The following is a 22,957-nucleotide window of genomic DNA, read 5'->3' on the forward strand; positions in this document are numbered from 1 at the left end:
GCCCTTTTTATATAAACAGACGAAAGCCCGACATCAAAATAACCCCGCTCACCACCGTCACGGTCAAATTTTTGTTTTCAAGGCATAGTTGACCTGAAGCCGGGCTGCGCCTATGAGACAAAATCACATTTAGGGGAATCATTTTAATCAAGAGCGGTGAATTGACGGTTGAGCTTCATGACGAAAAGCATGTGCTGACTTCGGGCGATGCCGCACAGTTATTTTCATTCCTCGGAACCGATGACATATTTATTGCTGGTCTATTATCCTGAACCGGCTTAAACGCATATCAGGCTTCTTCAGGCAGAAGCCTGATGGACCGCAACCCATTCTTGTATGCATTGAATCAGTTTCTGGACAGAAGGTGTCTGCGTCTCCTTTGCACGAGCTGTCAAAATGCCGAGCTGCCTGGAGACATACCGGTCGAACCGTTTGATGAGCACATCACCATCATTCACCAAAAGCTGCGGCAAGATGCTGATCCCCAGATTATTCCGCACCATTGCAATAATCGCTTCATCCCCTCTGATTTGATAAGCAACCCGCGGAGTGATCTTTTCTTCCTTTAACACTTTCAGCACATCAAAATGTGTCTCCGGATAAGGCACGATACATTTGACGGACTCCATGACATGTAACGGAACCGTTTCATATTGCGCCAATTCATGCTGCGGGCTCATCACCGCTACAATCGGGTCCTCGGCCAACGGGTAAAAATGCCACTTCTCGCTGTGGGATGTCCCAATCGCCGCATCAATCCGGTCATCTTTCAGCCATTGTTCCAGCTCAGTAGAATTTCCATCAAATAAATGCACCTTAATAGAAGGATACAGCTCATTAAATTCCCTCAAAATTTTCGGCAGCCATTTTACCGCCACGCTCGTAACAGTGCCGAGCCGGACTTCCCCTCTTTCTAACCCATTAATATTATCAACGGTTTGAGACAGTTTTTCATAGTTTTTTTGAATTTCCTTCATAATATGTAACACTTTCAAGCCATTTGCGGTGGGCCTCACTCCATGCCGCTGTCTGATCAAAAGCGGAAAACCGTACTCTTCCTCTAATTTACTGATCATTTGGCTGATGTTCGGCTGTGTGTAATTCAATATGGCAGCGGCTTGGGTCAGGCTGCCGCTTTCTACCGTTTTAATAAAGGCTAAATGCTTCTTTAAATCCAATCGGCTTCATCTCCCAGATATCATTCTTTATTATCCAATGCATTAGTTATATTTAGTTTACTTATACATCAATCAAAAATAAAATGGCAATGTCTCCATCATTATACTTGATAACAAACAGAAGGTGAGCGTTTCAGCATGAGTTTTCTCATTCAATTTTTTATCGGCGGCACCGTTATGGTGGCCGCCGCGTATTTAAGCAAGTCGAAATACTTATTTTTATCAGGCGTTATCACATTGCTGCCGATCATGTCGTTACTGAATATTCACTTGCAGCTGAAAAATATGAGCCCCGACGATTTCAGAGCCGCTCAAAAAAACGGAATATTCGGTGCCTTCGGCGCAGTGATCTTCATCAGCAGTATTTTCATCCTGACAAACTGGATCAAAGGAGGCCACGCAGTCATCGGTGCGTTTCTCATCTATATTTGCTATATGATCGGCTGTAAATGCCTGTTATGAAGATACGGCCACGCTGTGTATAAAAAAATGCCCGTCCAGAACAATAAGAACGATCTGTTCAGTTGTGAGCAGTTTATATGACTGAATGATCATGAGTTGTTATAATCAATGTCTAAAAACATTCCGGGAGGCGAAATAAATGGCGAGAAAATTATTCACACCATGGACCGTTAAAGATGTAACGATCAAAAACCGTATTGTTATGGCACCGATGTGTATGTATTCCTCACATGAGAAGGACGGAAAACTGCAGCCTTTTCATATGGCGCACTACATATCGCGTGCAATCGGACAGGTCGGCCTGATTATCGTGGAAGCGACAGCCGTTAATCCTCAGGGGCGCATTTCCGATCAGGATTTGGGCATCTGGAGCGATGATCATATCGAAGGTTTTGCCAAACTGACGGAACAAGTGAAAGCGCAAGGATCTAAAATCGGCATTCAGCTTGCGCACGCCGGACGTAAAGCTGAGCTTGAGGGAGACATTTACGCTCCGTCAGCCATTCCGTTCGATGAGCAGTCCAAAACACCGGCTGAAATGACGACAGAACAAATTAAAGAAACCATTCAGGAATTCAAACAGGCAGCGGCGCGCGCGAAAGAAGCCGGCTTTGACATCATTGAACTTCATGCCGCACACGGCTACTTAATGCACGAATTTTTGTCCCCTCTGTCCAATCACCGTACAGACGAATACGGAGGCTCACATGAAAATCGCTACCGCTTCTTAGGCGAGACCATTGAAGCCGTCAAGGAAGTCTGGGACGGCCCGTTATTTGTCCGTATTTCTGCATCGGATTATACAGACAAAGGGCTGGACATTGCGGATCATATCGGTTTTGCGAAGTGGATGAAAGAACAGGGAGTCGACCTCATTGATTGCAGCTCAGGCGCACTCGTTCAAGCTGATATTAACGTCTTCCCCGGCTACCAAGTGAGCTTCGCGGAGAAAATCCGTGAACAGGCCGAAATTGCAACAGGCGCCGTCGGTTTGATAACGACGGGAACAATGGCCGAAGAAATTCTGCAAAACAACCGCGCTGACCTTATTTTTGTCGCGAGAGAACTTCTCCGCGATCCGCACTTTGCAAGGAGTGCAGCGAAGCAGCTGAATACTGAAATACCGTCACCGGTCCAATACGACAGAGCATGGTGATGAAATGACAGCCGGAGTTTTTCGATCCGGCTGTCTCTTTTTTTATTTTTCGAGAAACGATTGCCGAAGCTTCTCCGTCTTCCCTATAGAACCAATTAGAGGAGATGACTCCAATGAAAGCAGCATGGATGGAAAGGACATATCTGATTGACGGGTGTCCGTTTTATACGAAACACCGTAAAGGCGCCGGCGAAGTGACGATCGTCTTTGAAGCCGGCTACGGCACTTCTTCTGAAACATGGACATCATTACTCGCTGACATAGATGAAGAATTTGGGGTTTTCACATATGACAGAGCCGGAATCGGCAAAAGCGGACGAAGCCGAAACAAGAGAACGGCGGACCATATGGTACAGGAATTAAACGCTCTTCTTCTGAAGGCCGGCGTCAAGCCTCCTTACCTTGTCGTCTCGCATTCATACGGCACGATTATCAGCAGACTTTGGGCGAGCCGGAACCGCCGGGATATTCTCGGGATGGTGCTGCTTGATCCGGTTTCTGAGGATCAGGAGACGAAAGTGCTTCCGCTTCTTCCCGAAGAAATGAAGGCCGCCTATTTGAAACAGTTCAAATTGGAAGGATCACACGCGGAATTTTTAACGAGCCTTAGGCAGATCAAGCATCAGCAGATTCATTTCGGCGATATGCCGCTGTTGATTTTATCATCGGGAGAGCGGGATGAGCGCTTAAAGCACGCTCATGAACAATGGGTGAAACTGCACAGAAGCATGCTTGATGTCTCTTATCAAAGCGGATGGATTCAGGCCAAAAACAGTTCTCATGCCATTCATCACGATGAACCGCACATCGTCCACCTTGCCATTTATGATGTTTGGTGCGCGGTGCGCCAGCAAATGAATGCTCCTGCCTATCAGGCGGTAAACTGATGAAACAAAAGCCATTGTGCAACGGCACAATGGCTTTTGTTATCGTGATCTATTTGGTCTCACGATGCAAAGTATACTTTTTCAACCGGGGTGAATACTTTTTCATTTCTAACCGGTCCGGATTCGTCCGTTTGTTCTTCGTCGTGATATAATTTCTGTCCCCTGTCTCTGTACAGGCCAATGTAACATTCACACGCATCATTTTCACCCTTTTTTTAATCGTAATTATTACGTTTTATTATATATCATCAGAAAAAAATGTCAAGCGTCTATTTTTTAAGACCGCTCCACAGTGACCTCCATGAAGTCAAATGCGATCTTACTGTTTTCAAATACCGCTTTCGCCTCATGTTCGAGACGCTCTATCGGCGATTCTCCCTGATACCTTGCGCTGATATGAGTTAAGATCAGCTGTTTGGCGCCTGCTTTTTTTGCCGTTTGCGCAGCCTGTTCTGTCGTCGCGTGATAATAATTATGTGCGAGCTTTGCATCTTCCTTGGCAAACGTCGCTTCATGAACAAGCACATCCGCATTGCGCGCAAGCTCCGTTACCCGCTCTGATGCCCTCGTATCCCCGGAAAAAGCGACGATTCTCCCTTTTTTCGGGGATTCCAGAAACTCCCGCCCATTAATGATTCTGCCATCGTCAAGTGTGACCGTTTCGCCTTTTTTGAGTTTCTGATAGACAGGTCCGGGCGGGATATTCATTTCTTTCAATCTGCCGGCCTGCAATGCGCCGGGAATATCCTTTTCCTGAACCCGGTAGCCGAACGCTTCCACACCGTGAATGACGGATGCTGCGGTAACAATGAAGTGCTCATCTTCAAAAACCGTCCCCTCTTCGATTTCATGTACGGTAAGAGGATACGTCAGATGAGTCGCCGTCACGTTCAGGCTTGTTTCGATAAAGGCTTTAATGCCTTTTGGCCCGTAAATCGTCAGCTCTTCTTCACCGCCCTGAAATGAACGGCTCCCCAACAGACCCGGAAGACCGTAAACATGGTCGCCATGAAGGTGGGTGATGAAAATCTTTTCTATTTTCCTCGGTTTGATTGTTGTATGTAATATCTGATGCTGAGTGGCTTCTCCGCAATCAAACAGCCATACGGAACGCCTTTCTTCAAGAAGCTTCAGCGCGACGGACGTTACGTTTCTCGTCTTTGCCGGCATGCCGGCCCCCGTCCCTAAAAATAATAATTCCACAATGCTTCCTCCTAGATCTTTGTACTACTAAGGATACAGGATCAGACTGAAAATGTGAATTCACCCGGGCCTTCTCCGGCCTGATTAATTTTTTTCCGCAAACCGCAAAAAACAGGCTGAAATGTTTGCTTTCAATGAATTTTAGATTTAAAATGAAGGAAATATGCGGGGTTTTAAACCATGCTTCAGATAAAGTGAGGTACTCTAAGTGAAAACAAACGACAAACCAAAAGCAGTAATTGTAATATTTGGTGCCACAGGGGATTTGGCAAAACGAAAACTTTACCCATCCATTCACCGTTTATATAAAAATGGTCAAATTGGTGAAGAGTTTGCAGTTGTAGGTGTTGGAAGAAGACCTTGGTCAAACGAGGACCTCCGGGAAACGGTTAAAACGTCTGTTTCTTCTGCCGGGCAAAAAGACATAGACGATTTCACATCTCATTTTTATTACCATCCGTTTGATGTAACGAATCCGGGTTCCTATCAGGAGCTGAATGTCCTGCTTGATCAGCTTGAACATACATATGAAATCCCGAACAACAGAATGTTTTACTTGGCGATGGCTCCTGAGTTTTTCGGCACGATCGCAAAATCACTTAAAAACGAAGGTGTCACAGCGACAAATGGCTGGTCCCGTCTCGTCATTGAAAAACCGTTCGGCCATGACCTGCCGAGTGCGAAAGAGCTTAACAAAGAAATACGCGAAGCTTTCACGGAAGATCAAATTTACCGGATCGACCATTATTTAGGCAAACAAATGGTTCAAAATATCGAAGTCATCCGGTTTGCGAATGCGCTGTTTGAGCCGCTGTGGAATAACCGCTACATCTCAAACATCCAGATTACGTCAAGCGAGGATCTCGGCGTTGAAGACCGCGCGAGATATTATGAAAAATCAGGCGCACTCCGTGATATGGTCCAAAACCATATTTTGCAAATGGTCGCTCTCTTGGCGATGGAACCGCCGATTAAACTGAACACGGAAGAAATCCGCAGCGAAAAAGTGAAGGTGCTGAGAGCTCTCCGCCCTGTCGCTCCAAACGAAGTGAGTGACTACTTCGTCCGCGGACAATACCAAGCGGGAACGATTGACGGAAACTCTGTACCGAGCTATACAGATGAGCATAATGTAGCACCGGATTCCAATACGGAAACATTCGTGTCCGGAAAGCTGTTAATCGATAACTTCCGCTGGGCCGGCGTTCCGTTTTATATCCGAACAGGGAAACGGATGAAAGAAAAATCAACGAAAATCGTCGTTCAATTTAAAGACATTCCGATGAACCTTTATTACGGCAATGAAACGAATGTAAATCCGAACCTGCTTGTCATCCATATTCAGCCGGATGAAGGCATCACACTATATCTGAACGCTAAAAAATTAGGCGGAGCCGCTCATGCTCAGCCGATTAAGCTGGACTACTGCAGCAACTGCAGTGATGAAATGAACACACCGGAAGCCTATGAAAAATTAATCCATGACTGTCTGCTCGGTGATGCGACAAACTTTGCCCATTGGGACGAAGTGGCGCTTTCCTGGAATTTCGTCGATGCGATTTCCGAAACGTGGGCAGCCGACAAAACCCTTTCTCCGAATTATGAAGCAGGGTCAATGGGACCGAAAGCTTCGGACGATCTTCTTGAAAAAGACGGTCTCCACTGGTGGAATATATAAGAAAAAATTTAAAAAACCGCGGCGCCGTTCATGACGGCCCGCGGTTTTTAATATCAGAAAAGCCCCCGCAATCAATGCGGGGGCTTCTTCATTACTTCATCCATTCAGTATGGAAAATGCCTTCTTTATCTGTGCGTTCATACGTATGCGCGCCGAAGTAATCACGCTGCGCTTGAATCAAGTTTGCAGGAAGCACTGCCGTACGGTAGCTGTCGTAATACGCAAGTGCGCTTGAGAACGAAGGTACCGGCACGCCTTGGGCTACGGCAAGTGAAATCACTTGGCGAAGAGCGCCTTGGTAGCTTTCTGCAATGTTTTTGAAGTAGCTGTCTAACAGCAGGTTGTCAAGCTCCGGTTCACGGTCATATGCGTCTTTGATCTTTTGCAGGAACGCCGCGCGAATGATACAGCCGCCGCGGAAGATCATCGCGATTTCACCGTATTTCAGATCCCAGTTATATTCTTCAGACGCGGCTTTCATTTGAGCGAAGCCTTGTGCGTAAGAACAGATTTTACTCATGAAGAGCGCTTTTCTGACCGCTTCAATCAGCTCTTCTTTATTTTCAGTGACCGGCTTAACGTCTGGTCCGGACAGAAGGCCGCTTGCTTTCACACGCTCTTCTTTCATTGCGGAAATGAAACGCGCAAAAACAGATTCAGTGATAATCGGAAGCGGCACGCCTAAGTCAAGAGCGCTTTGGCTTGTCCATTTACCCGTTCCTTTTTGGCCTGCTTTATCAAGGATGACGTCAACTAGCGGTTTGCCCGTTTCTTCATCTTTTTTAGTGAAAATATCAGCCGTGATTTCGATCAGATAGCTGTCAAGCTCTCCTTTGTTCCACTCAGCGAATACTTCGTGAAGCTCTTCGGCAGACAATCCGAGCACCTGTTTCAAAATGAAATATGACTCAGAGATCAGCTGCATATCACCGTATTCGATACCGTTGTGCACCATTTTCACATAGTGTCCCGCTCCGTCCGGGCCGATGTATGTCGTACAAGCTTCCCCGTCCACTTTAGCAGAAATGGCTTCTAAAATCGGTTTTACGAGTTCGTGCGCTTCCTTTTGGCCGCCCGGCATAATAGAAGGCCCTTTCAGCGCTCCCTCTTCACCGCCTGATACACCCGTTCCGATAAAGTGAATGCCGCTTTCGGCAAGCTCTTTGTTCCGGCGCTGTGTATCTTTATAGTATGTATTTCCGCCGTCAATCAAAATATCGTCTTTTTCCAGATGAGGAAGAAGAGATTGAATCGTCGCATCCGTTGCAGTTCCCGCTTTAACCATTAATAAAATTTTACGGGGTGTTTCAAGAGACTGGACAAACTCCTCAATGCTGTATGTACCGACAACATTTTTACCTTTTGCCTCTTCTAAGAACTCTTCCGTTTTGCTGCTTGATCTGTTGTATACAGACACAGAAAATCCCCGGCTTTCGATGTTAAGAGCCAGATTTTTACCCATTACCGCAAGACCGATAACTCCGATTTGTTGTTTTGACATATTCTAACGTCCCTTCTTCAAACGTTTAACCATTTTAAAATTTAAATTAAAATAAAATGATATTTATACTAAAGAAATTATCATACATAACCCCTTTTTTCAAGTTATTCACCTTTTCTTTTCATCCTGAAAAAAGTCTCTGTTAAAGCTCGTGCCCCTTGTTTTGCTTTCTTCTTTTTTTATAACGGCGCCTTTTCTGATCAGGTTTTGGCCGTACTTTTCATTCAGCTCGTTCATCATCTGAAAAATCGGCTCATCCTTTGCGTCCTCCTTGAATGAAAACAGATCAAGCTGTTTATACGCCTGCTGTTTTTCAACCAGTTCCGTCCCGGTGATGCCGAGAAGCCTTACCGGGTTTTGGTTCCAGTGCTTGTCAAACAGTTCCATCGCCGCTTCCATGATGTCTTTTTTCTGATCAGCCGGATTGCTGAGGGTCATGCTTCTTGTGACCGTTTTCCAATCCGCATACCGAATCATGATGAACAGCCGGCAGGCCATGACCTCCTTACGCTGGAGCCGTTCGCTCACAGACAGCGCAAGCCGGTCAAACACGCCCGTTAATTCATCCCAGTCAGCCGAATCATGCGACAGGGTGGATGAGTTGCCGACGCTTTTAAATTCATAAATCCGCTCGGGATTGACTTCTGCAGGATGGATGCCGTTCGCTTTATCCTTCAGCCTCGGGCCGTTTATGCCGAGAAGCGTTTTCAGCGCATGTTCATCTCCTTTTGCCAAATCACCGATCGTTTTGATGCCGAGCGTTTTTATTTTTTCCGCAGTTTTCGTTCCTATACCGTGCATCTCTTCTATCGGAAGAGGCCATAAGACGTCCGGCAGCTCTCTTTTTCTTAAAATGGTGATGCCGAGCGGTTTTTTCATGTCAGACGCCATTTTAGCGAGAAATTTATTCGGGGCGATGCCGATGCTTGACGGGAGCAAAAGCACTTTTTGCAGTCTCGCCTGAATGTCTGCGGCTGTCTCATACGCCCTGTGTCTGTGCGGTGTGTCCGTAATATCCATGTATCCTTCATCAATAGAAACAGGCTCGACTAAATCCGTATACTCCCTCAGAATGCTGAACATTTCTTTTGACGAACTCCGATAGCGGTCAAAATTCGGAGGCACGACGATGAGTTCCGGACAGAGGCGTTTTGCCCGCCACACCGGCATGGTGGTCTTTACGCCCCGCGCTCTCGCTTCGTAGCTGCAGGTGACGATGATTCCTTTCCGTTCCTTCACGTTTCCGGCAACGGCGATAGGTTTTCCTCTTAAAGACGGATCATACGCCATTTCTACGGAGGCATAAAAACTGTTCATATCGATATGAAATATAATTCTCCCTTTTCCGGCCACTCCCGGCGCCTCCTTTCCTTTCATAGACAACCTTATATATATGTAGTAAAATAAGAGCTGAATGGATGTGATAAAATGATTCTTGAGTCAATGAATGACTTTTTATTTTTAGTCGATTTTTTCACAATTATTCTTCCCGCTCTGACCGCGATCGGCATCGCTTTTCTTTTGCGTGAGCGCCGCGCAGGCGAGCATTGGAGAACGAAACGAATAGATGAACATCAAGCAGTCGTTCAGCTGAACCGAACAGACTTTCTTATTATTATATATCATCGCATTACAACTTGGATACGTAAAGTCATCCGCATGAATTCACCGGCGAATGATGATGAAGATGTCAGCTTCCTCCTTTTATAACGGCAAGTGAAGATATAAAGGAGGAAACATAATTGTCTAAAACATATCAAAAGTGGATCGTATTGGGATTATTTTTTATCGTACTGTGCACAGGCCGCTCGGCTTTTGCGGCGACATCTCAGACTCAGACGGGAGGCCTCGGGAATATCGGTTTTTTCCACGATTACCTGATCGAGCCGTTTTCGGCACTTTTAAAAGGTGTGGCGGGCCTGTTCCACGGTGAGTACGGACTGTCGATTATTCTGGTGACGATTATCGTCCGGATCGTTGTATTGCCTTTGTTTGTGAACCAATTTAAGAAACAGCGGGTGTTCCAGGAAAAAATGGCTGTGATCAAACCGCAGGTCGACAGCATTCAGGCTAAAATGAAACAAACGAAAGATGCGGAAAAACAAAAAGAACTGCAAATGGAAATGATGAAGCTTTACCGTGAGCACAATCTGAATCCGATGGCAATGGGATGTCTTCCGATGCTGGTGCAATTCCCGATTTTGATCGGTTTTTATTACGCCATCCGCTCAACGCCGGAAATTGCTTCACACTCATTTCTGTGGTTCAGCTTAGGGCATTCTGATATTCTTGTATCACTGTGCGCGGGGGCCATGTATTTCTTACAGGCTTATATTTCCCAAAAATTAAACGAGAAATATTCACCGGCTGCTCAAAATCCGGCCGCGATGCAGTCAGCAAAAATCATGGTCTTTATTTTCCCTGTCATGATGACCGTTTTTTCGCTTAACGTACCGGCTGCGCTGCCGCTTTACTGGTTTACAAGCGGACTGTTTTTGACAGTGCAGAACGTACTTTTACAGCAGACGCATCATAAAAAGAAACAGGCTGCGGCTCAGGCGGAGCCCGCCAAATCATAATACTGAAACCCTGCCGGAACCTATCCGGCAGGGTTTTTTCTTGTATCTGCAAAGCTTTAAGCCTAATATCATGAATAATGAAAAAAGCACCCAATCAACTGGGTGCTTCGTTTTTAGTTGGCCGCTGTTTCGATAATGGCAACGACCATTTCTGCCGTTTTGACGAGCTCTTCAATCGGCATTTTTTCATTTTTCGTATGGATTTGTTCATAGCCTACTGACAGGTTGACTGTCGGAATGCCGTGGCCGGCAATGACGTTTGCGTCACTTCCGCCGCCGCTTGTCTGAAGTTCGCTCGGACGGCCGATTTTTGCCGCCGCTTTTTTCGCGACTTCCACAACCTGATCGCCGTCCTGATATTTGAAACCCGGATACATGACCGCGATGTCCACTTCCGCGCGGCCTCCCATCTCAGCTGCAGCAGATTCGAAAGCTTCTTTCATTTTCTGCACTTGCGCTTCCATTTTTTCAGGCACTAATGAACGCGCTTCAGCCAGAATATCAACCTGGTCGCAGACGATATTGGTTTGCGTGCCGCCTTCGAAACGGCCGATATTAGCCGTTGTTTCTTTATCAATACGGCCGAGCGGCATTTTAGAGATTGCTTTTGATGCGATTGTAATCGCGGAGATGCCTTTTTCCGGTTCCACTCCGGCATGCGCCGTTTTCCCGAAAATGGTTGCTCTCACTTTCGCTTGTGTCGGCGCGGCTACAATAATGTTGCCGACTTTTCCGTCTGAATCAAGCGCAAAACCGTATTTCGCGGTAATGTCTGAACGATCCATTGCTTTTGCCCCCACTAATCCCGATTCTTCTCCGGCCGTGATAATGAATTCAATGGTGCCGTGCTCGATGTTTTGTTCTTTCAGCACTTTAATGGCTTCAAACATTGCGGCAAGACCCGTCTTATCATCAGCGCCGAGAATCGTCGTGCCGTCGGATTTTACATAGCCGTCTTCCACAATCGGCTTAACGCCTTTGCCCGGAACAACCGTGTCCATGTGGGATGTGAAATAAATCGTATCCGCATCTTTTGTACCCTTTAACGTACAGATTAAGTTGCCGGCTCCATGCCCCGTCACTTCTTTTGTATCATCTTCTTTTACGCTCAATCCTAAATCAGTGAATTTTTGTTTGAGCACCTTGCTGATTTCCGCTTCATGTTTTGTCTCTGAATCAATTTGAACGAGTTCAAGAAATTCTTCAAGCAGACGTTTTTCGTTTACCATTTTCAGTTCCCTCCGTTTAAAGCGGTATATTACCGTGCTTTTTTTTCGGTCTTTCCTCTTCCTTATGCGCAAGCATGTCAAATGCCTGAATCAATTTTTTCCTCGAGTCTTCCGGCCGGATGATATCATCCACCATTCCGCAGGCCGCCGCTTTATACAGACCGGCGTTTTCCTTTTCGTATATGGCTTTTTTTTCGCGCTTCGTTTTCTCCGGGTCGCCAGAAGCCTGTATGTCTCTGCTGTATAAAATCGACGCCGCGCCTTCCGCTCTCATCACGGCGATTTCCGCATTGGGCCAGGCGAATACAAGATCTGCTCCGAGCCCTTTCGAATTCATGGCGACATAAGCGCCTCCGTAAGCTTTTCTGATGATGAGCGTCACTTTCGGCACCGCCGCTTCGGCAAAAGCATACAGCAATTTTGCTCCGTGACGGATGATTCCCGCATGTTCCTGCTGAAGGCCCGGAAGAAATCCCGGAACATCAGCGATCGTCAATAGCGGAATATGAAACGCGTCGCAAAAACGGATGAATCTCGACGCTTTGTCAGCGGCATCAATCGTGAGGCTCCCCGCCAAGTGTTTCGGCTGGTTTGCGACAACACCGACTGTACGCCGTCCGAGTTTCAGAAAACCGACAGCAATGTTTTTGGCAAAATACGGCTGAATGTCAAAAAACGTTCCGTCATCCGCCAGCTCTTTTATTACCTGTAACACATCGTAAGGTTTCGAACTGTCCGCGGGAACGAGGGTGTTTAATAACGGTCTGGCGTCTTCCTTTTTAACGGGTAGTGCCGTCTGTCCGCCGTGCGGGAGATAAGAAAGCAGGGTTTTCACAGCCGAAAGTGCCTCTTTTTCCGTTCGTGCGGAATAGTGGGCATTTCCGCTTATCACATTATGTATTCCCGCACCGCCTAAACTTTCCGCGTCAATCTGTTCACCCGTCACCTGTTCAATGACTTTCGGACCTGTAATAAACATGTGCGACGTATGTTCCGCCATAATCACAAAATCCGTCAAAGCGGGTGAATAAACAGCACCGCCGGCACACGGCCCAAGAATGACAGAAATTTGCGGAATCACTCCCGAGTAAAGGACGTTGCGCCTAAAGATATGACCGTATCCATTTAATGATACCACACCCTCTTGAATTCTCGCACCACCTGAGTCGTTCAGCCCGATGATCGGGTTTTTGTTTTTCGCCGCCAGATCCATTACCGCCGCGATTTTTTCCGCATGCGTCTCGCCGAGCGTCCCGCCGAGTACGGTAAAGTCATGGGCAAACAAATACACGGGCCGTCCGTCAATTGTGCCGTATCCGGTAACAACGCCGTCTCCCGGAGCATTCTGGCACCCGGGCGTGCGGCTTTTGGCAAACGGCTGCAGCTCTGAAAAACTGTCTTCGTCCAATAGATAGTCAATTCTTTCTCTTGCCGTCAGCTTGCCTTTTTTGTGCTGTTTTTTATTTTTTTCCGCTCCGCCGCCGTTTGTTAAAAAGGAACGTCTTTCGTTTAAGTGTCTGATATGATCACTCATGTTCATCTTGAGTTTCTCCTTTTTCAATTGTTTCACAAAGCTCAATCAGGACGCCGTTCGCCTCTTTTGGAGAGAGAAATGCGATCTTCTTCCCGCCCGCTCCGTTTTGCGGTTCATGATGAAGCAAGGTCATGCGGCATGATTCAAGCTCCTTGATCGTTTCCTTCATATCGGCGCAGCGGAATGCCAAATGATGCAGCCCTTCGCCTCTTTTCTGTAAAAAAGAGCTGACGGGAGACGCGTCCGACAGCGGCTCAATCAGCTCAAGCTTTGTGCCTCCCGCTTCTAAAAAAGCAACTCTCACATTTTGGCCGTTTACCAGCTCGTCTCCCATATACGTAAGCCCGAGCATCCGTTCGTAAAATCCTCTCGCGGCTTCAATAGAGCTGACGGCAATGCCGACATGATCAAGTTTTTTCATAGCGCGGCCACCTGCTTTCCCCCATAGGATATGGCTTGTTCATACAAGCAAAACACGTTAAAATGGTAGACAGTAATCTTAAGGAGTGAAACAATGTCTCAAAAATTTATGAAAAGCGCCGTCATCGTCATTTTGGGCGTATTTATACTTTCAACCCTCCTCTCAGGCATTATGATGTATTTGCGGTAAAAAAGCAGGCGCCTCATTGCAAGGGGGTTTCCTGCTTTTTTATGAGGGCTTTCCGCTCTATTGCAATGTCCTCGAATGAGCGGTTTTCTTTTGTAATCAATACTTTCGTTCCGGGAGGGATAATCCGGAAAATACGGATGACATCCCGGTTTTTCATACGGATGCAGCCGTTTGATACAAACCCCCCGATCAGCTCTTCTCTGTTTGTTCCGTGAATGCCGTATATTCTGCCGTCGGTGCCTTTCGCATCAAAACCGATCCAGCGGACGCCGAGCGGGTTTTCCGGCGCGCCTCCCTCTACATTTTTCTTCCGGTAATACGGATTGACGGCTTTGACCGTTACCGTAAATTCTCCTTCAGGCGTCAAATCATCCGTTTTTCCCGTCGCCACCTGATAAATGCCTTCTATTTGGTTATCCTTTACAACAGCAAGCGCATTTGTGGCTTTATTGACGATAATATAAGGGTCACCCGGCAAAGGGTTCGCGCCAAGCGGCCAAAGCGGAGACAGCAGCAGGACGGCTGACAATAAAAAAAATCGCATGGGCTCCCCTCCTTTTTTCATTAGAATGACCAATGAAAGGAGGACTCATGCGATTGATCCATATGTTTTTTACAGCTTGATGCCTTTGAAATAACTTTTAATCACGAGATATTGTTCCATCTCACCGAGGAGGTGGAACAAAGCCGCCCGCGCTTCAAACTCCTCACGCGTTGCCGGGAGCGGCATTTCTTCAAATTCCGTTCTCATTTCTGCAAGTCTTTTTAAAAATTTATGAGCGGTATTGCCGGGATGAATGGCTTCCCTTAATTCATGGATGAAATGGGCGATTATTTTTCCCTGCTCCACCGTTATTGAAATAGAGGTAATCTTCGGCAGCAGCCGTTCAATGATTTCAAATTGTTTCTGCCTCATCTTAAAATAATGATAGTAGAGATTTTCATGGCGCAAAATATGATTCTGCACGTCCCGATAGGCGAGGTTTTTCGCCTCTTGAATCATCTGATGCGTCTCCGGTATTTCCTTCCCCGTCCAATCTTGCTCACCAGTTAACAAATACCGTTCGATTTCGGCGAAGATGACGGAAAAGTTGTCCTCGATTTTTTTCCTGTACGCTGCGAGTTTTCTGTCGAGGCTCGGCATATACAGATTCATTAACAGCGCGACGCCGATACCTACGGTGATCAGCTGGAACTCATTCCAGATAAACGCCATCGTAATGCCGCCGGACATATATAAATGAAGAATGATTACTGAGCTGGTGACGATCCCTTCATTTATTTTTAAAACGACTGTAGTCGGAATGAACAGCACCAGCAATATTCCGATCGCAAACGGATAATAGCCGATCAGTCCGAAAAAGACATATGAAAAGACGATCGCCAATAAACAGGCGGCAAATCGGGCCCACGAGGCCTGAAGCGACCGCTTTTGTGTAATCTGGATGCACAATATGGTGATGATTCCTGCGGATGCGAAGTTTTGCAGATGCAACAGCTGGGCTAAATAAATGGCCAGCGCCGTTCCAAGTGCGGTCTTTAGTGTCCGGTAACCGATTTTAAACATTGCTTGCTCCATTCTGTTTGTTTCTTTCTCAAAAAAAAGAAGAAGAGCATTCTTCTTCTTTTCTTACAGTTATATTTTATAATATTTTTTCTAAAAAGTCCTGTGCTCTTTTTGACTTCGGAGAAAGAAAAAATTCTTCCGGCTGACCGTCTTCCACGATCGTCCCTTCATCCATAAATAATACGCGGTCTGCGACTTCTTTGGCAAATCCCATTTCGTGCGTTACGATCACCATTGTCATGCCCGTCTGCGCGAGCTCTTTCATCACCTCAAGAACTTCTTTGACCATTTCCGGGTCAAGAGCCGAGGTCGGTTCATCAAACAGCATGATGTCAGGATTCATGGCAAGCGCCCGCGCGATGGCGACCCGCTGCTTCTGTCCGCCTGACAAACGGTTCGGATAGTCGTTCCGTTTGTCAAGCAGCCCGACTTTTTCAAGGAGAGCGCACGCCTTTTCCTCCGCCTCCTTTTTAGACTCTTTCTTCACGCTGACCGGCGCGTATGTGATATTTTCAAGCACCGTTTTATGAGGAAACAGATGAAAATGCTGAAATACCATGCCGATATTTTCCCGCACTTTCAGTTTATTCGTTTTAGCTGCGGTGATTTCGTTTTCTTTAATGGCAATCGTTCCGCCGCTCGGGGTTTCCAGCAGATTTAAGCAGCGCAGAAACGTTGATTTGCCGGAACCGGAAGGGCCGATGACGGCGACGACTTCCCCTTCTTCGATCTGTGTTGAAATGTTTTTCAGTACTTCATGTTTCCCGAATGATTTTGACAGGTTGTCGACCTTAATCATTGGCTTTCAGCTTCCTTTCTACGCCTTTTCCGATGAATGCTAAGATCAAAACGAGCACGTAATAGATTAAGCCCGCCACAATAAGAGGTTCTAAATAGTTGTATGTTGCGGCGCCGGACTGGTAGGCCCGTCTCATAATATCGCCGAGACCGATTACCGTGACGATTGCCGATTCTTTCGTCAAGGTGATTAATTCGTTAATAATAGCCGGAGAAATGTTTTTAAACGCCTGCGGCAGCAGCAGATCTTTCATCATTTTTCCGTACGGCACGCCGAGAGCGACGGCAGCCTCTTTTTGTCCTTTGTCAATTGCGTTGATTCCCGCTCTGATAATTTCAGAGACGTAAGCGGCTGAATTGAGCGATAATGCGGTGACCGCCGCCCAAAATTGATCGATCTGAAAGCCGAGAAGCTGCGGCATACCGAAATAGATGATCATCAGCTGCAGCACGAGCGGCGTGCCGCGGAATATCGAAGTATAAAAATCCGCAATCCATTTCAGCGGACTGATCGTGCTGATTTTAAATAAGCTGAGCACGATTCCTAATACAAGACCGATGACCGCTGAAACGAGCACAATTTTTAATGTGACCGCAAGGCCTTCCAATATAAAAGGAATTTGGGGGATTGTCGCTGAGAAATCCAAATTCATACGTGTGATCTCCTTTGTCTTTATTCAAGATAAAAAGCTCAACGAAAAGTTGAGCTTTCTTTTATTTCTCGTTGGTGAACCATTTTTTCTTCAGTTTTTCGATTTCTCCGTTTTTCTCCATTTCTTTCAGCGCTTTGTTAAACTTCGCTGTCAGATCACTGTCTTTGCGGAACGCAATCGCGGAGCCCGATTCGTCTGATTTCGCATCTGCTGACGCAAAGCCCTGCAGATCGTTATTTGAACTGAAATAGCCTTGTGCTACGATGTCTTCGATAATCGCGGCATCAAAACGCCCGGATTTAATCTCTTCCGTTAAGTCTGAGATCCGGTTGCGGTCTTCGAGCTGAAAACCGTATTTCGAAGCGAGCTTCTTGCCTTTTTCCTCTTGAATGGAGCCGAGCTGAACACCGACGGTTTTTCCTTTCAGATCATTCAGGGATTTAATGCTGCTTCCCTTTTTCGTAACGATCATATTGTTAGCAGTATAATAAATATCAGAAAAATCAACTTGCTTTTTCCGTTCCGGCGTAGGTGTCATTCCAGATAAAATCATATCTACCTGCTTGGACTTCAAGGCTGTAATCAGGCTGTTGAAGTCCATGTCCTGCACCTCAACGTCATAGCCGGTCTTTTTGCCCAGAGCTTTTGCCAGATCAACGTCAAACCCGGTGATCTGATCGCCGTCTTTATATTCAAATGGTTTATAGTCAGCCGATGTACCCATAATCAGCTTATTCTTTCCGCCCTCTGAGCCTGAATTGCCTGATCCGCAGGCGGACAGCGCAAAGGTGATACATGCGGCAGCTAATACCAACAGCCATTTCTTCATGATTCATTTCCCCCATATCTACTGATCTCTTAAAATTGAATATTTATTCGTTAACTTGTATTTTAAACACTTTTTAATTGTGATGCAATACTATTTTTGAAAAATATATTTTCCTTTCTCTGTTTATTATAGTCATTGTTTTTCCGATTAGTGACAGCTGAACGCCGGTGTATAAATATTTATATTTATACAGATTCCATATAAAAAACCCCGGAAGCGCTCGGCTCCGGGGTTTTTCTTTCACTTATACTTCTTCACAATATTCTTCAAATGCTTCCTGCAGTTTTGTGACGACGGCCATCGGCTCATGGCCTTCAATTTCATGGCGTTCCACCATTTTCATGATTTTCCCGTCTTTTAAAATGGCAAATGACGGAGAGGACGGCGGATAGCCTTCAAAGTATTCTCTCGCTTTGGCTGTCGCTTCTTTATCCTGTCCGGCAAATACCGTCACAAGCTGATCCGGGCGTTTATCGTAATGTACGGAATGGTATGCGGCAGGCCGTGCAATACCGCCTGCGCATCCGCACACAGAGTTGACCATAACGAGTGTCGTTCCTTTTTTCGAAAGCGCTTCGTCCACTTCCTCAGCGGTTTTCAGCTCTGTATACCCGGCGGCCGTGATTTCCTGACGGGCTTGACGCACGACATCATTCATAAATAAATTAAAATCCATATTCAACTGGGACCTCTCCTTTTTGATCATCTCTTCTTATGATAGCAAGGAACCTCACTATCGGCAAATGACACCGCTCATATCCAAATTGTTTTTTGTTCCTTTTATGTACCCGATGTAAGTTTATGACCTTTTAAAAACGGGAAACTTGTTAAAGAGATTGTCTGAAATAAAGGAGCAGTCGTATGAGCCAACGGAAAGCAGTATTAATTTATAACGGAAACGCCGGTCAAAAACAGATTGATAAAACGCTCGGCACGGTCGTCCCCATTTTGGCCCAGTCAGCTGACGAACTTTTGATTAAACCGACCAAACATCAGGATGATGCCCGTCAGTATTGTGAAAACCTCGACAGTTCAGTTGACCATTTATATATTTTAGGCGGAGACGGCACTGTGCATCAATGCATCAACAGCATCAGCAAGCTTGATCACAGGCCCGCTGTCGGCATTTTGCCGGGAGGAACGTGCAACGATTTCTCACGGGCGCTCGGCATCCCGCAAAACCTTCAAAAGGCCGCTGAAGCGCTCGCGGCCGGACATAAACGGATGATTGACGTCTGTAAAACGGATGACGGCTATTTTCTGAACTTCTGGGGCATCGGATTGATCACCGAAGCATCGAGCCATATCAATGAAACTGAAAAAGCATGGCTTGGTAAAATCAGCTACTTCACGAGCGCCTTGCGGACGATGACAAGCGCGAACCCGTTTCCTGTCAAATTGACAATTGACGGCGAGGTGAAAGAAGACGAAGCCGTAATGGTGCTTGTCATGAACGGGCATTATATCGGGACAAACAGAGTTCCCCTGCCTGATGCCAGCCTCCAGGACGGCTTAGCCGATGTGTTAATCTGCCGCAACACAAGCCTTGCCGCGTTGCGGGAGCTGATGACGATGGAGCAGGGTTCGTTTGATGATTTCGAAGGGGAGCTGTCCTATATCCAGGCCTCCAGGATTGAAATCGAAACCGGACGTGAAATGGACGCGGATACAGATGGCGAGGTATACGGAACAACGCCTTGTACGATCGAAGTGAAAACACATCATCTCACTATGCTTGTTCCCGAGGATTCACAATGAAAATAAAAAAACTCCTTTTGCCGCCCGGGCAAAAGGAGTTTTTTTTAATAGACTGAAGTATTTTCGTCAATGTTTTCTAGGATTTCTTTGACGCGTCCGAGGAAACGGCCGCATACGAGCCCGTCGAGCACTCTGTGATCTAAAGACAGGCAAAGATTAACCATATCACGCACTGCGATCATCCCGTTATTCATGACAACCGGACGTTTGACGATAGATTCTACCTGAAGAATCGCCGCCTGCGGATGGTTGATAATGCCCATAGATTGAACTGAGCCGAAAGATCCCGTGTTATTGACGGTAAATGTGCCGCCCTGCATATCTTCCGCGGTAAGTTTTCCGTTTCTCACTTTTTTCGCAAGGTCCGTTATTTCTCTGGCTATGCCTTTAATCGTTTTTTCATCAGCATGCTTAATAACCGGAACAAACAGCGAATCTTCCGTGGCAACGGCAATGGAGATGTTGATGTCTTTCTTTTGGACGATTTTGTCTCCCGCCCACATGCTGTTCATCTGCGGGAACTCTTTGAGAGCCTGCGCCGCCGCTTTTACAAAGAAAGCGAAAAATGTTAAATTGAAGCCTTCTTTTTGTTTAAATGAGTCTTTTATGCTGTTTCTGTACGCCGTCATGTTCGTGACGTCGACTTCCATCATCGTCCAGGCGTGCGGAATTTCTGTTTTGCTTTTATGCATATTGGCGGCGATGGCTTTTCTGACGCCGGTAACCGGAATTTCAATATCACCGGCTGACAGAGCTGGCGCCGGCGCTTGTTTTTGCTGTTGTTTCGGCGCTTGTTGCGTTGTTTGAACGGCAGCCGGCGCCGGTGCTTCCGACTTCTGCTGCATTCCCGAATCAATGATCTTTTGAATGTCTTTTCGCGTAATTCTTCCTCCTGCGCCCGTTCCTTCAACTTCTTCAAGCTGAATGCCGTGTTCTCCCGCTAATCTGAGCACGGCCGGCGAATAACGCGCTTTATTTGACTGGTCTTTACCTTGACGGTTTGCATCGGTGTCTGAAGGGGTATTCTGCTCTTCTTCCCGCTTCGGCGCCTCTTCGGTTTCCGTTTCTTCCGTTTCAATTTTGCAGATGATCTCGCCGACTGTAAGAGTCTGGCCTTCTTCTCCTACAAGTTCTGTAATCGTACCGGTAAAAGAAGACGGCACCTCCGCATTCACTTTATCCGTCATGACCTCCGCGATGGGGTCATATTTATTCACTTGATCACCGGGGGACACCAGCCACTTGCTGATCGTCCCTTCCGTCACGCTCTCTCCGAGCTGAGGCATAGCCATTTGTTCAATCGCCATGTCAAAAACCTCCTTACGTCTTTAAAACTCCGCTAATTCTCTCATCGCGGCTTCTGCTTTGTCAGGATTCATCATGAAGTATTTTTCCATTGTCGGCGCATAAGGCATTGCCGGAACATCAGGGCCTGCAAGCCGCTTGATCGGCGCGTCTAAATCAAATAAGCAGTTTTCAGAAATAATGGCGGCGACCTCGCTCATAATACCGCCTTCTTTCGTATCTTCTGTGATCAGCAATACTTTTCCCGTTTTAGACGCGGCTTCAATGATGGCTTCTTTATCTAACGGATAAACCGTACGCAAATCTAATACGTGCGCGGAAATTCCGTCTTTTTCAAGACGCTCGGCAGCCTGCAGAGCGAAATGGACGCATAATCCGTACGTAATGACAGTAATGTCGCTGCCTTCGCGTTTTACATCCGCCTTTCCGATCGGAAGGACGTAATCATCAGCAGGGACTTCTCCTTTAATCAGGCGGTACGCCCTCTTATGTTCGAAAAACAGCACGGGATCTTCGTCACGGACTGCGGCTTTCAACAGCCCTTTTGCGTCATAAGGAGTTGAAGGCATGACAATTTTAAGACCCGGCTGGTTGGCAAAAATGGCCTCCACAGATTGGGAATGATACAACGCGCCGTGCACGCCGCCCCCGTAAGGCGCTCTGATGACCATCGGACAGCTCCAATCATTGTTTGAACGGTAGCGTATTTTGGCCGCTTCTGAAATGATTTGGTTGACCGCAGGCAGAATGAAATCGGCAAACTGCATCTCGGCAATCGGGCGCATGCCGTACATCGCGGCGCCGATTCCGACACCCGCAATCGCTGATTCCGCAAGCGGCGTATCCATCACCCGCTCTTCTCCGAACTGTTCATAGAGACCCGCCGTGGCTTTAAATACGCCGCCTTTTCTCCCGACGTCTTCCCCGAGGACAAAAACGCGCGGATCTCTTTCCATTTCTTCTTTCATAGCTGCATTAATACTGTCAATATAAGACATTACAGACATAAGTATTCCTCCCTACTTCGCATAAACGTGATCAAGCGTTGATTCAGGAGATGCGTATGGCGCTTTCTCCGCTTCGTCTGTCGCTTCGTTTACGATAGCCATGATGTCATCCAGCATGGCCTTTTCTTCTTCTTCACCTAGAAGCCCGGCTTCTTGCAAGTATGCTTTGTATAAAAGAAGCGGATCCTGTTTCTTTGCTTCTTCTACTTCTTCGCGTTCTCTGTAGCTGCTGTCGTCGTCATCACTGGAATGCGGCGTCAACCGGTAGGAAACCGTTTCTATTAATGTAGGTCCTTCGCCTTTAGATGCCCGTTCGCGCGCTTCTTTCACGGCCCGGTAAACTTCCAGCAGGTCGTTTCCGTCAACTGTGACTCCCGGCATGCCGTAGCCTGCCGCCCGGTCGGAAATATTTTCGCACGCCACCTGTTTGTCATACGGAACAGAAATGGCATACTTATTATTTTCACACATGAAAATGACCGGCAATTTATACACGGCGGCAAAGTTTGCCCCTTCGTGAAAATCTCCCTGGTTGGAAGAACCTTCTCCAAAGGTAACGAAAGAGACGATATCCTTTTTATCCATGCGTCCCGCAAGCGCGATTCCGACCGCGTGGGGAACCTGCGTCGTCACAGGGGATGAGCCCGTTACGATTCTATTTTCCTTTTGCCCGAAGTGGCCCGGCATCTGCCTTCCGCCTGAGTTCGGATCAGCCGCTTTCGCAAAACCCGACATCATCAAATCCTTAGCAGTCATACCGAATGCAAGCACAACCCCCATATCTCTGTAGTACGGAAGCACATAGTCGGTATCGCGTTTTAGGGCATAGGCCGCGCCTACTTGAGCCGCTTCCTGCCCTTGACATGAAATAACGAACGGAATTTTGCCCGAGCGGTTTAAGAGCCACATTCTTTCGTCGATTTTTCTGGCTAACAGCATGGTTCTATACATTTCAACGGCTTCTTCGTCAGAAAGCCCTAATGCTTGATGGCGGTTTGTAGTCATTCAAACCCCTCCTTCTTT

The 22,957-nt window shown here is 46.8% G+C and carries 25 protein-coding genes; 8 read left to right on the plus strand and 17 right to left on the minus strand.

What is annotated here, in order from left to right:
• Nucleotides 1-299 precede the first annotated feature (299 nt).
• Nucleotides 300-1,178 carry a LysR family transcriptional regulator gene (locus tag HAP68_RS11440; RefSeq protein ID WP_024085575.1) on the minus strand — a complete coding sequence of 293 codons (879 nt, stop codon included), beginning with the start codon at nt 1,176-1,178 and terminating at the stop codon, nt 300-302.
• A gap of 138 nt (nt 1,179-1,316) precedes the next feature.
• Between HAP68_RS11440 and HAP68_RS11445 the strand changes: the two genes are divergently transcribed.
• The 3 genes from HAP68_RS11445 to HAP68_RS11455 all read left to right on the plus strand — a co-directional run bounded on the left by HAP68_RS11445 (nt 1,317) and on the right by HAP68_RS11455 (nt 3,683).
• Nucleotides 1,317-1,640, plus strand: a complete 324-nt coding sequence (locus tag HAP68_RS11445) for a GlpM family protein (protein ID WP_024085576.1) — start codon at nt 1,317-1,319, stop codon at nt 1,638-1,640.
• Between the two features lie 139 nt (nt 1,641-1,779).
• On the plus strand, nt 1,780-2,796 hold the full coding sequence (gene namA / locus HAP68_RS11450) for an NADPH dehydrogenase NamA (protein WP_003153250.1): 1,017 nt from the start codon (nt 1,780-1,782) through the stop codon (nt 2,794-2,796).
• A 113-nt stretch (nt 2,797-2,909) separates the two neighbouring features.
• Nucleotides 2,910-3,683: an alpha/beta fold hydrolase gene (locus HAP68_RS11455; RefSeq protein WP_007408397.1), complete on the plus strand. Its 774-nt coding sequence runs from the start codon at nt 2,910-2,912 to the stop codon at nt 3,681-3,683.
• Between the two features lie 49 nt (nt 3,684-3,732).
• On the opposite strand, the gene rpmG is transcribed toward HAP68_RS11455, so the two are convergent.
• Both rpmG and rnz read right to left on the minus strand, forming a co-directional pair.
• Complete coding sequence (rpmG, locus tag HAP68_RS11460; protein WP_003153246.1) at nt 3,733-3,882, minus strand: 50S ribosomal protein L33; 150 nt, start codon at nt 3,880-3,882, stop codon at nt 3,733-3,735.
• 77 nt (nt 3,883-3,959) lie between these two features.
• Nucleotides 3,960-4,886, minus strand: coding sequence for a ribonuclease Z (gene rnz / locus HAP68_RS11465; protein WP_024085577.1), 927 nt, complete (start codon nt 4,884-4,886; stop codon nt 3,960-3,962).
• Between the two features lie 208 nt (nt 4,887-5,094).
• Here rnz and zwf point away from each other — a divergent pair, with 208 nt between their 5' ends.
• Nucleotides 5,095-6,564, plus strand: coding sequence for a glucose-6-phosphate dehydrogenase (gene zwf, locus HAP68_RS11470; protein WP_003153243.1), 1,470 nt, complete (start codon nt 5,095-5,097; stop codon nt 6,562-6,564).
• Nucleotides 6,565-6,655: 91 nt separating this feature from the next.
• Here the strand turns inward: zwf and gndA are convergent, their stop codons facing one another.
• Together gndA and HAP68_RS11480 are read right to left on the minus strand one after the other, a co-directional pair.
• Nucleotides 6,656-8,065 (minus strand): NADP-dependent phosphogluconate dehydrogenase, encoded by a 1,410-nt coding sequence (gene gndA / locus HAP68_RS11475; RefSeq protein WP_003153241.1) that lies wholly within the window; start codon nt 8,063-8,065, stop codon nt 6,656-6,658.
• Nucleotides 8,066-8,173: 108 nt separating this feature from the next.
• Nucleotides 8,174-9,418, minus strand: coding sequence for a DNA polymerase IV (locus HAP68_RS11480; protein WP_024085578.1), 1,245 nt, complete (start codon nt 9,416-9,418; stop codon nt 8,174-8,176).
• Nucleotides 9,419-9,493: 75 nt separating this feature from the next.
• On the opposite strand from HAP68_RS11480, the gene HAP68_RS11485 reads away from it, so the two are divergent.
• Together HAP68_RS11485 and HAP68_RS11490 are read left to right on the plus strand one after the other, a co-directional pair.
• A complete protein-coding gene (locus tag HAP68_RS11485) occupies nt 9,494-9,775 on the plus strand; it encodes a hypothetical protein (protein ID WP_003153239.1) in 282 nt (93 codons plus the stop codon).
• 32 nt (nt 9,776-9,807) lie between these two features.
• Nucleotides 9,808-10,644: a membrane protein insertase YidC gene (locus HAP68_RS11490; RefSeq protein ID WP_024085579.1), complete on the plus strand. Its 837-nt coding sequence runs from the start codon at nt 9,808-9,810 to the stop codon at nt 10,642-10,644.
• Nucleotides 10,645-10,757: 113 nt separating this feature from the next.
• Here HAP68_RS11490 and HAP68_RS11495 read toward each other — a convergent pair whose 3' ends face one another.
• From HAP68_RS11495 to mce, 3 genes are read right to left on the minus strand one after another with little or no spacing between them, the layout of a single operon-like run.
• Nucleotides 10,758-11,873 (minus strand): tripeptidase T, encoded by a 1,116-nt coding sequence (locus tag HAP68_RS11495; protein WP_003153237.1) that lies wholly within the window; start codon nt 11,871-11,873, stop codon nt 10,758-10,760.
• Between the two features lie 16 nt (nt 11,874-11,889).
• The gene (locus HAP68_RS11500) at nt 11,890-13,413 is read right to left on the minus strand and encodes an acyl-CoA carboxylase subunit beta (RefSeq protein ID WP_024085580.1); all 1,524 of its coding nucleotides are present in this window, start codon (nt 13,411-13,413) and stop codon (nt 11,890-11,892) included.
• Complete coding sequence (mce, locus tag HAP68_RS11505) at nt 13,400-13,828, minus strand: methylmalonyl-CoA epimerase (protein WP_003153235.1); 429 nt, start codon at nt 13,826-13,828, stop codon at nt 13,400-13,402. Before mce ends, HAP68_RS11500 begins: the two co-directional genes overlap by 14 nt.
• A gap of 93 nt (nt 13,829-13,921) precedes the next feature.
• On the opposite strand from mce, the gene prli42 reads away from it, so the two are divergent.
• Nucleotides 13,922-14,017 carry a stressosome-associated protein Prli42 gene (prli42, locus tag HAP68_RS11510; protein WP_007408390.1) on the plus strand — a complete coding sequence of 32 codons (96 nt, stop codon included), beginning with the start codon at nt 13,922-13,924 and terminating at the stop codon, nt 14,015-14,017.
• 13 nt (nt 14,018-14,030) lie between these two features.
• On the opposite strand, the gene HAP68_RS11515 is transcribed toward prli42, so the two are convergent.
• The 6 genes from HAP68_RS11515 to brxB all read right to left on the minus strand — a co-directional run bounded on the left by HAP68_RS11515 (nt 14,031) and on the right by brxB (nt 18,546).
• Nucleotides 14,031-14,561 carry a L,D-transpeptidase gene (locus tag HAP68_RS11515; RefSeq protein ID WP_024085581.1) on the minus strand — a complete coding sequence of 177 codons (531 nt, stop codon included), beginning with the start codon at nt 14,559-14,561 and terminating at the stop codon, nt 14,031-14,033.
• A 69-nt stretch (nt 14,562-14,630) separates the two neighbouring features.
• Entirely contained in the window at nt 14,631-15,584 is a 954-nt protein-coding gene (locus HAP68_RS11520; RefSeq protein ID WP_003153231.1) for an aromatic acid exporter family protein, read from the minus strand.
• Between the two features lie 76 nt (nt 15,585-15,660).
• Nucleotides 15,661-16,383: an arginine ABC transporter ATP-binding protein ArtM gene (gene artM / locus HAP68_RS11525; RefSeq protein WP_003153229.1), complete on the minus strand. Its 723-nt coding sequence runs from the start codon at nt 16,381-16,383 to the stop codon at nt 15,661-15,663.
• The gene (artQ, locus tag HAP68_RS11530; RefSeq protein WP_003153227.1) at nt 16,376-17,035 is read right to left on the minus strand and encodes an arginine ABC transporter permease ArtQ; all 660 of its coding nucleotides are present in this window, start codon (nt 17,033-17,035) and stop codon (nt 16,376-16,378) included. The genes artM and artQ overlap by 8 nt, the downstream gene beginning before the upstream one ends.
• Before the next feature lie 61 nt (nt 17,036-17,096).
• The gene (gene artP / locus HAP68_RS11535) at nt 17,097-17,864 is read right to left on the minus strand and encodes an arginine ABC transporter substrate-binding protein ArtP (protein WP_003153224.1); all 768 of its coding nucleotides are present in this window, start codon (nt 17,862-17,864) and stop codon (nt 17,097-17,099) included.
• Between the two features lie 244 nt (nt 17,865-18,108).
• Nucleotides 18,109-18,546 carry a bacilliredoxin BrxB gene (brxB, locus tag HAP68_RS11540; RefSeq protein WP_003153223.1) on the minus strand — a complete coding sequence of 146 codons (438 nt, stop codon included), beginning with the start codon at nt 18,544-18,546 and terminating at the stop codon, nt 18,109-18,111.
• A 179-nt stretch (nt 18,547-18,725) separates the two neighbouring features.
• On the opposite strand from brxB, the gene HAP68_RS11545 reads away from it, so the two are divergent.
• Nucleotides 18,726-19,622, plus strand: a complete 897-nt coding sequence (locus HAP68_RS11545; protein ID WP_024085582.1) for a YegS/Rv2252/BmrU family lipid kinase — start codon at nt 18,726-18,728, stop codon at nt 19,620-19,622.
• Nucleotides 19,623-19,666: 44 nt separating this feature from the next.
• Here the strand turns inward: HAP68_RS11545 and HAP68_RS11550 are convergent, their stop codons facing one another.
• The 3 genes from HAP68_RS11550 to HAP68_RS11560 are packed head-to-tail and all read right to left on the minus strand — an operon-like array spanning nt 19,667 to nt 22,939.
• On the minus strand, nt 19,667-20,929 hold the full coding sequence (locus tag HAP68_RS11550; protein ID WP_017418110.1) for a dihydrolipoamide acetyltransferase family protein: 1,263 nt from the start codon (nt 20,927-20,929) through the stop codon (nt 19,667-19,669).
• 21 nt (nt 20,930-20,950) lie between these two features.
• Nucleotides 20,951-21,934: a 3-methyl-2-oxobutanoate dehydrogenase subunit beta gene (bfmBAB, locus tag HAP68_RS11555; protein WP_003153216.1), complete on the minus strand. Its 984-nt coding sequence runs from the start codon at nt 21,932-21,934 to the stop codon at nt 20,951-20,953.
• Between the two features lie 12 nt (nt 21,935-21,946).
• Nucleotides 21,947-22,939 carry a thiamine pyrophosphate-dependent dehydrogenase E1 component subunit alpha gene (locus tag HAP68_RS11560; protein ID WP_024085583.1) on the minus strand — a complete coding sequence of 331 codons (993 nt, stop codon included), beginning with the start codon at nt 22,937-22,939 and terminating at the stop codon, nt 21,947-21,949.
• Nucleotides 22,940-22,957 lie beyond the last annotated feature (18 nt).

It is taken from the genome of Bacillus sp. Bvel1 (genome assembly GCF_014872755.1).
Lineage (GTDB): Bacteria > Bacillota > Bacilli > Bacillales > Bacillaceae > Bacillus > Bacillus velezensis.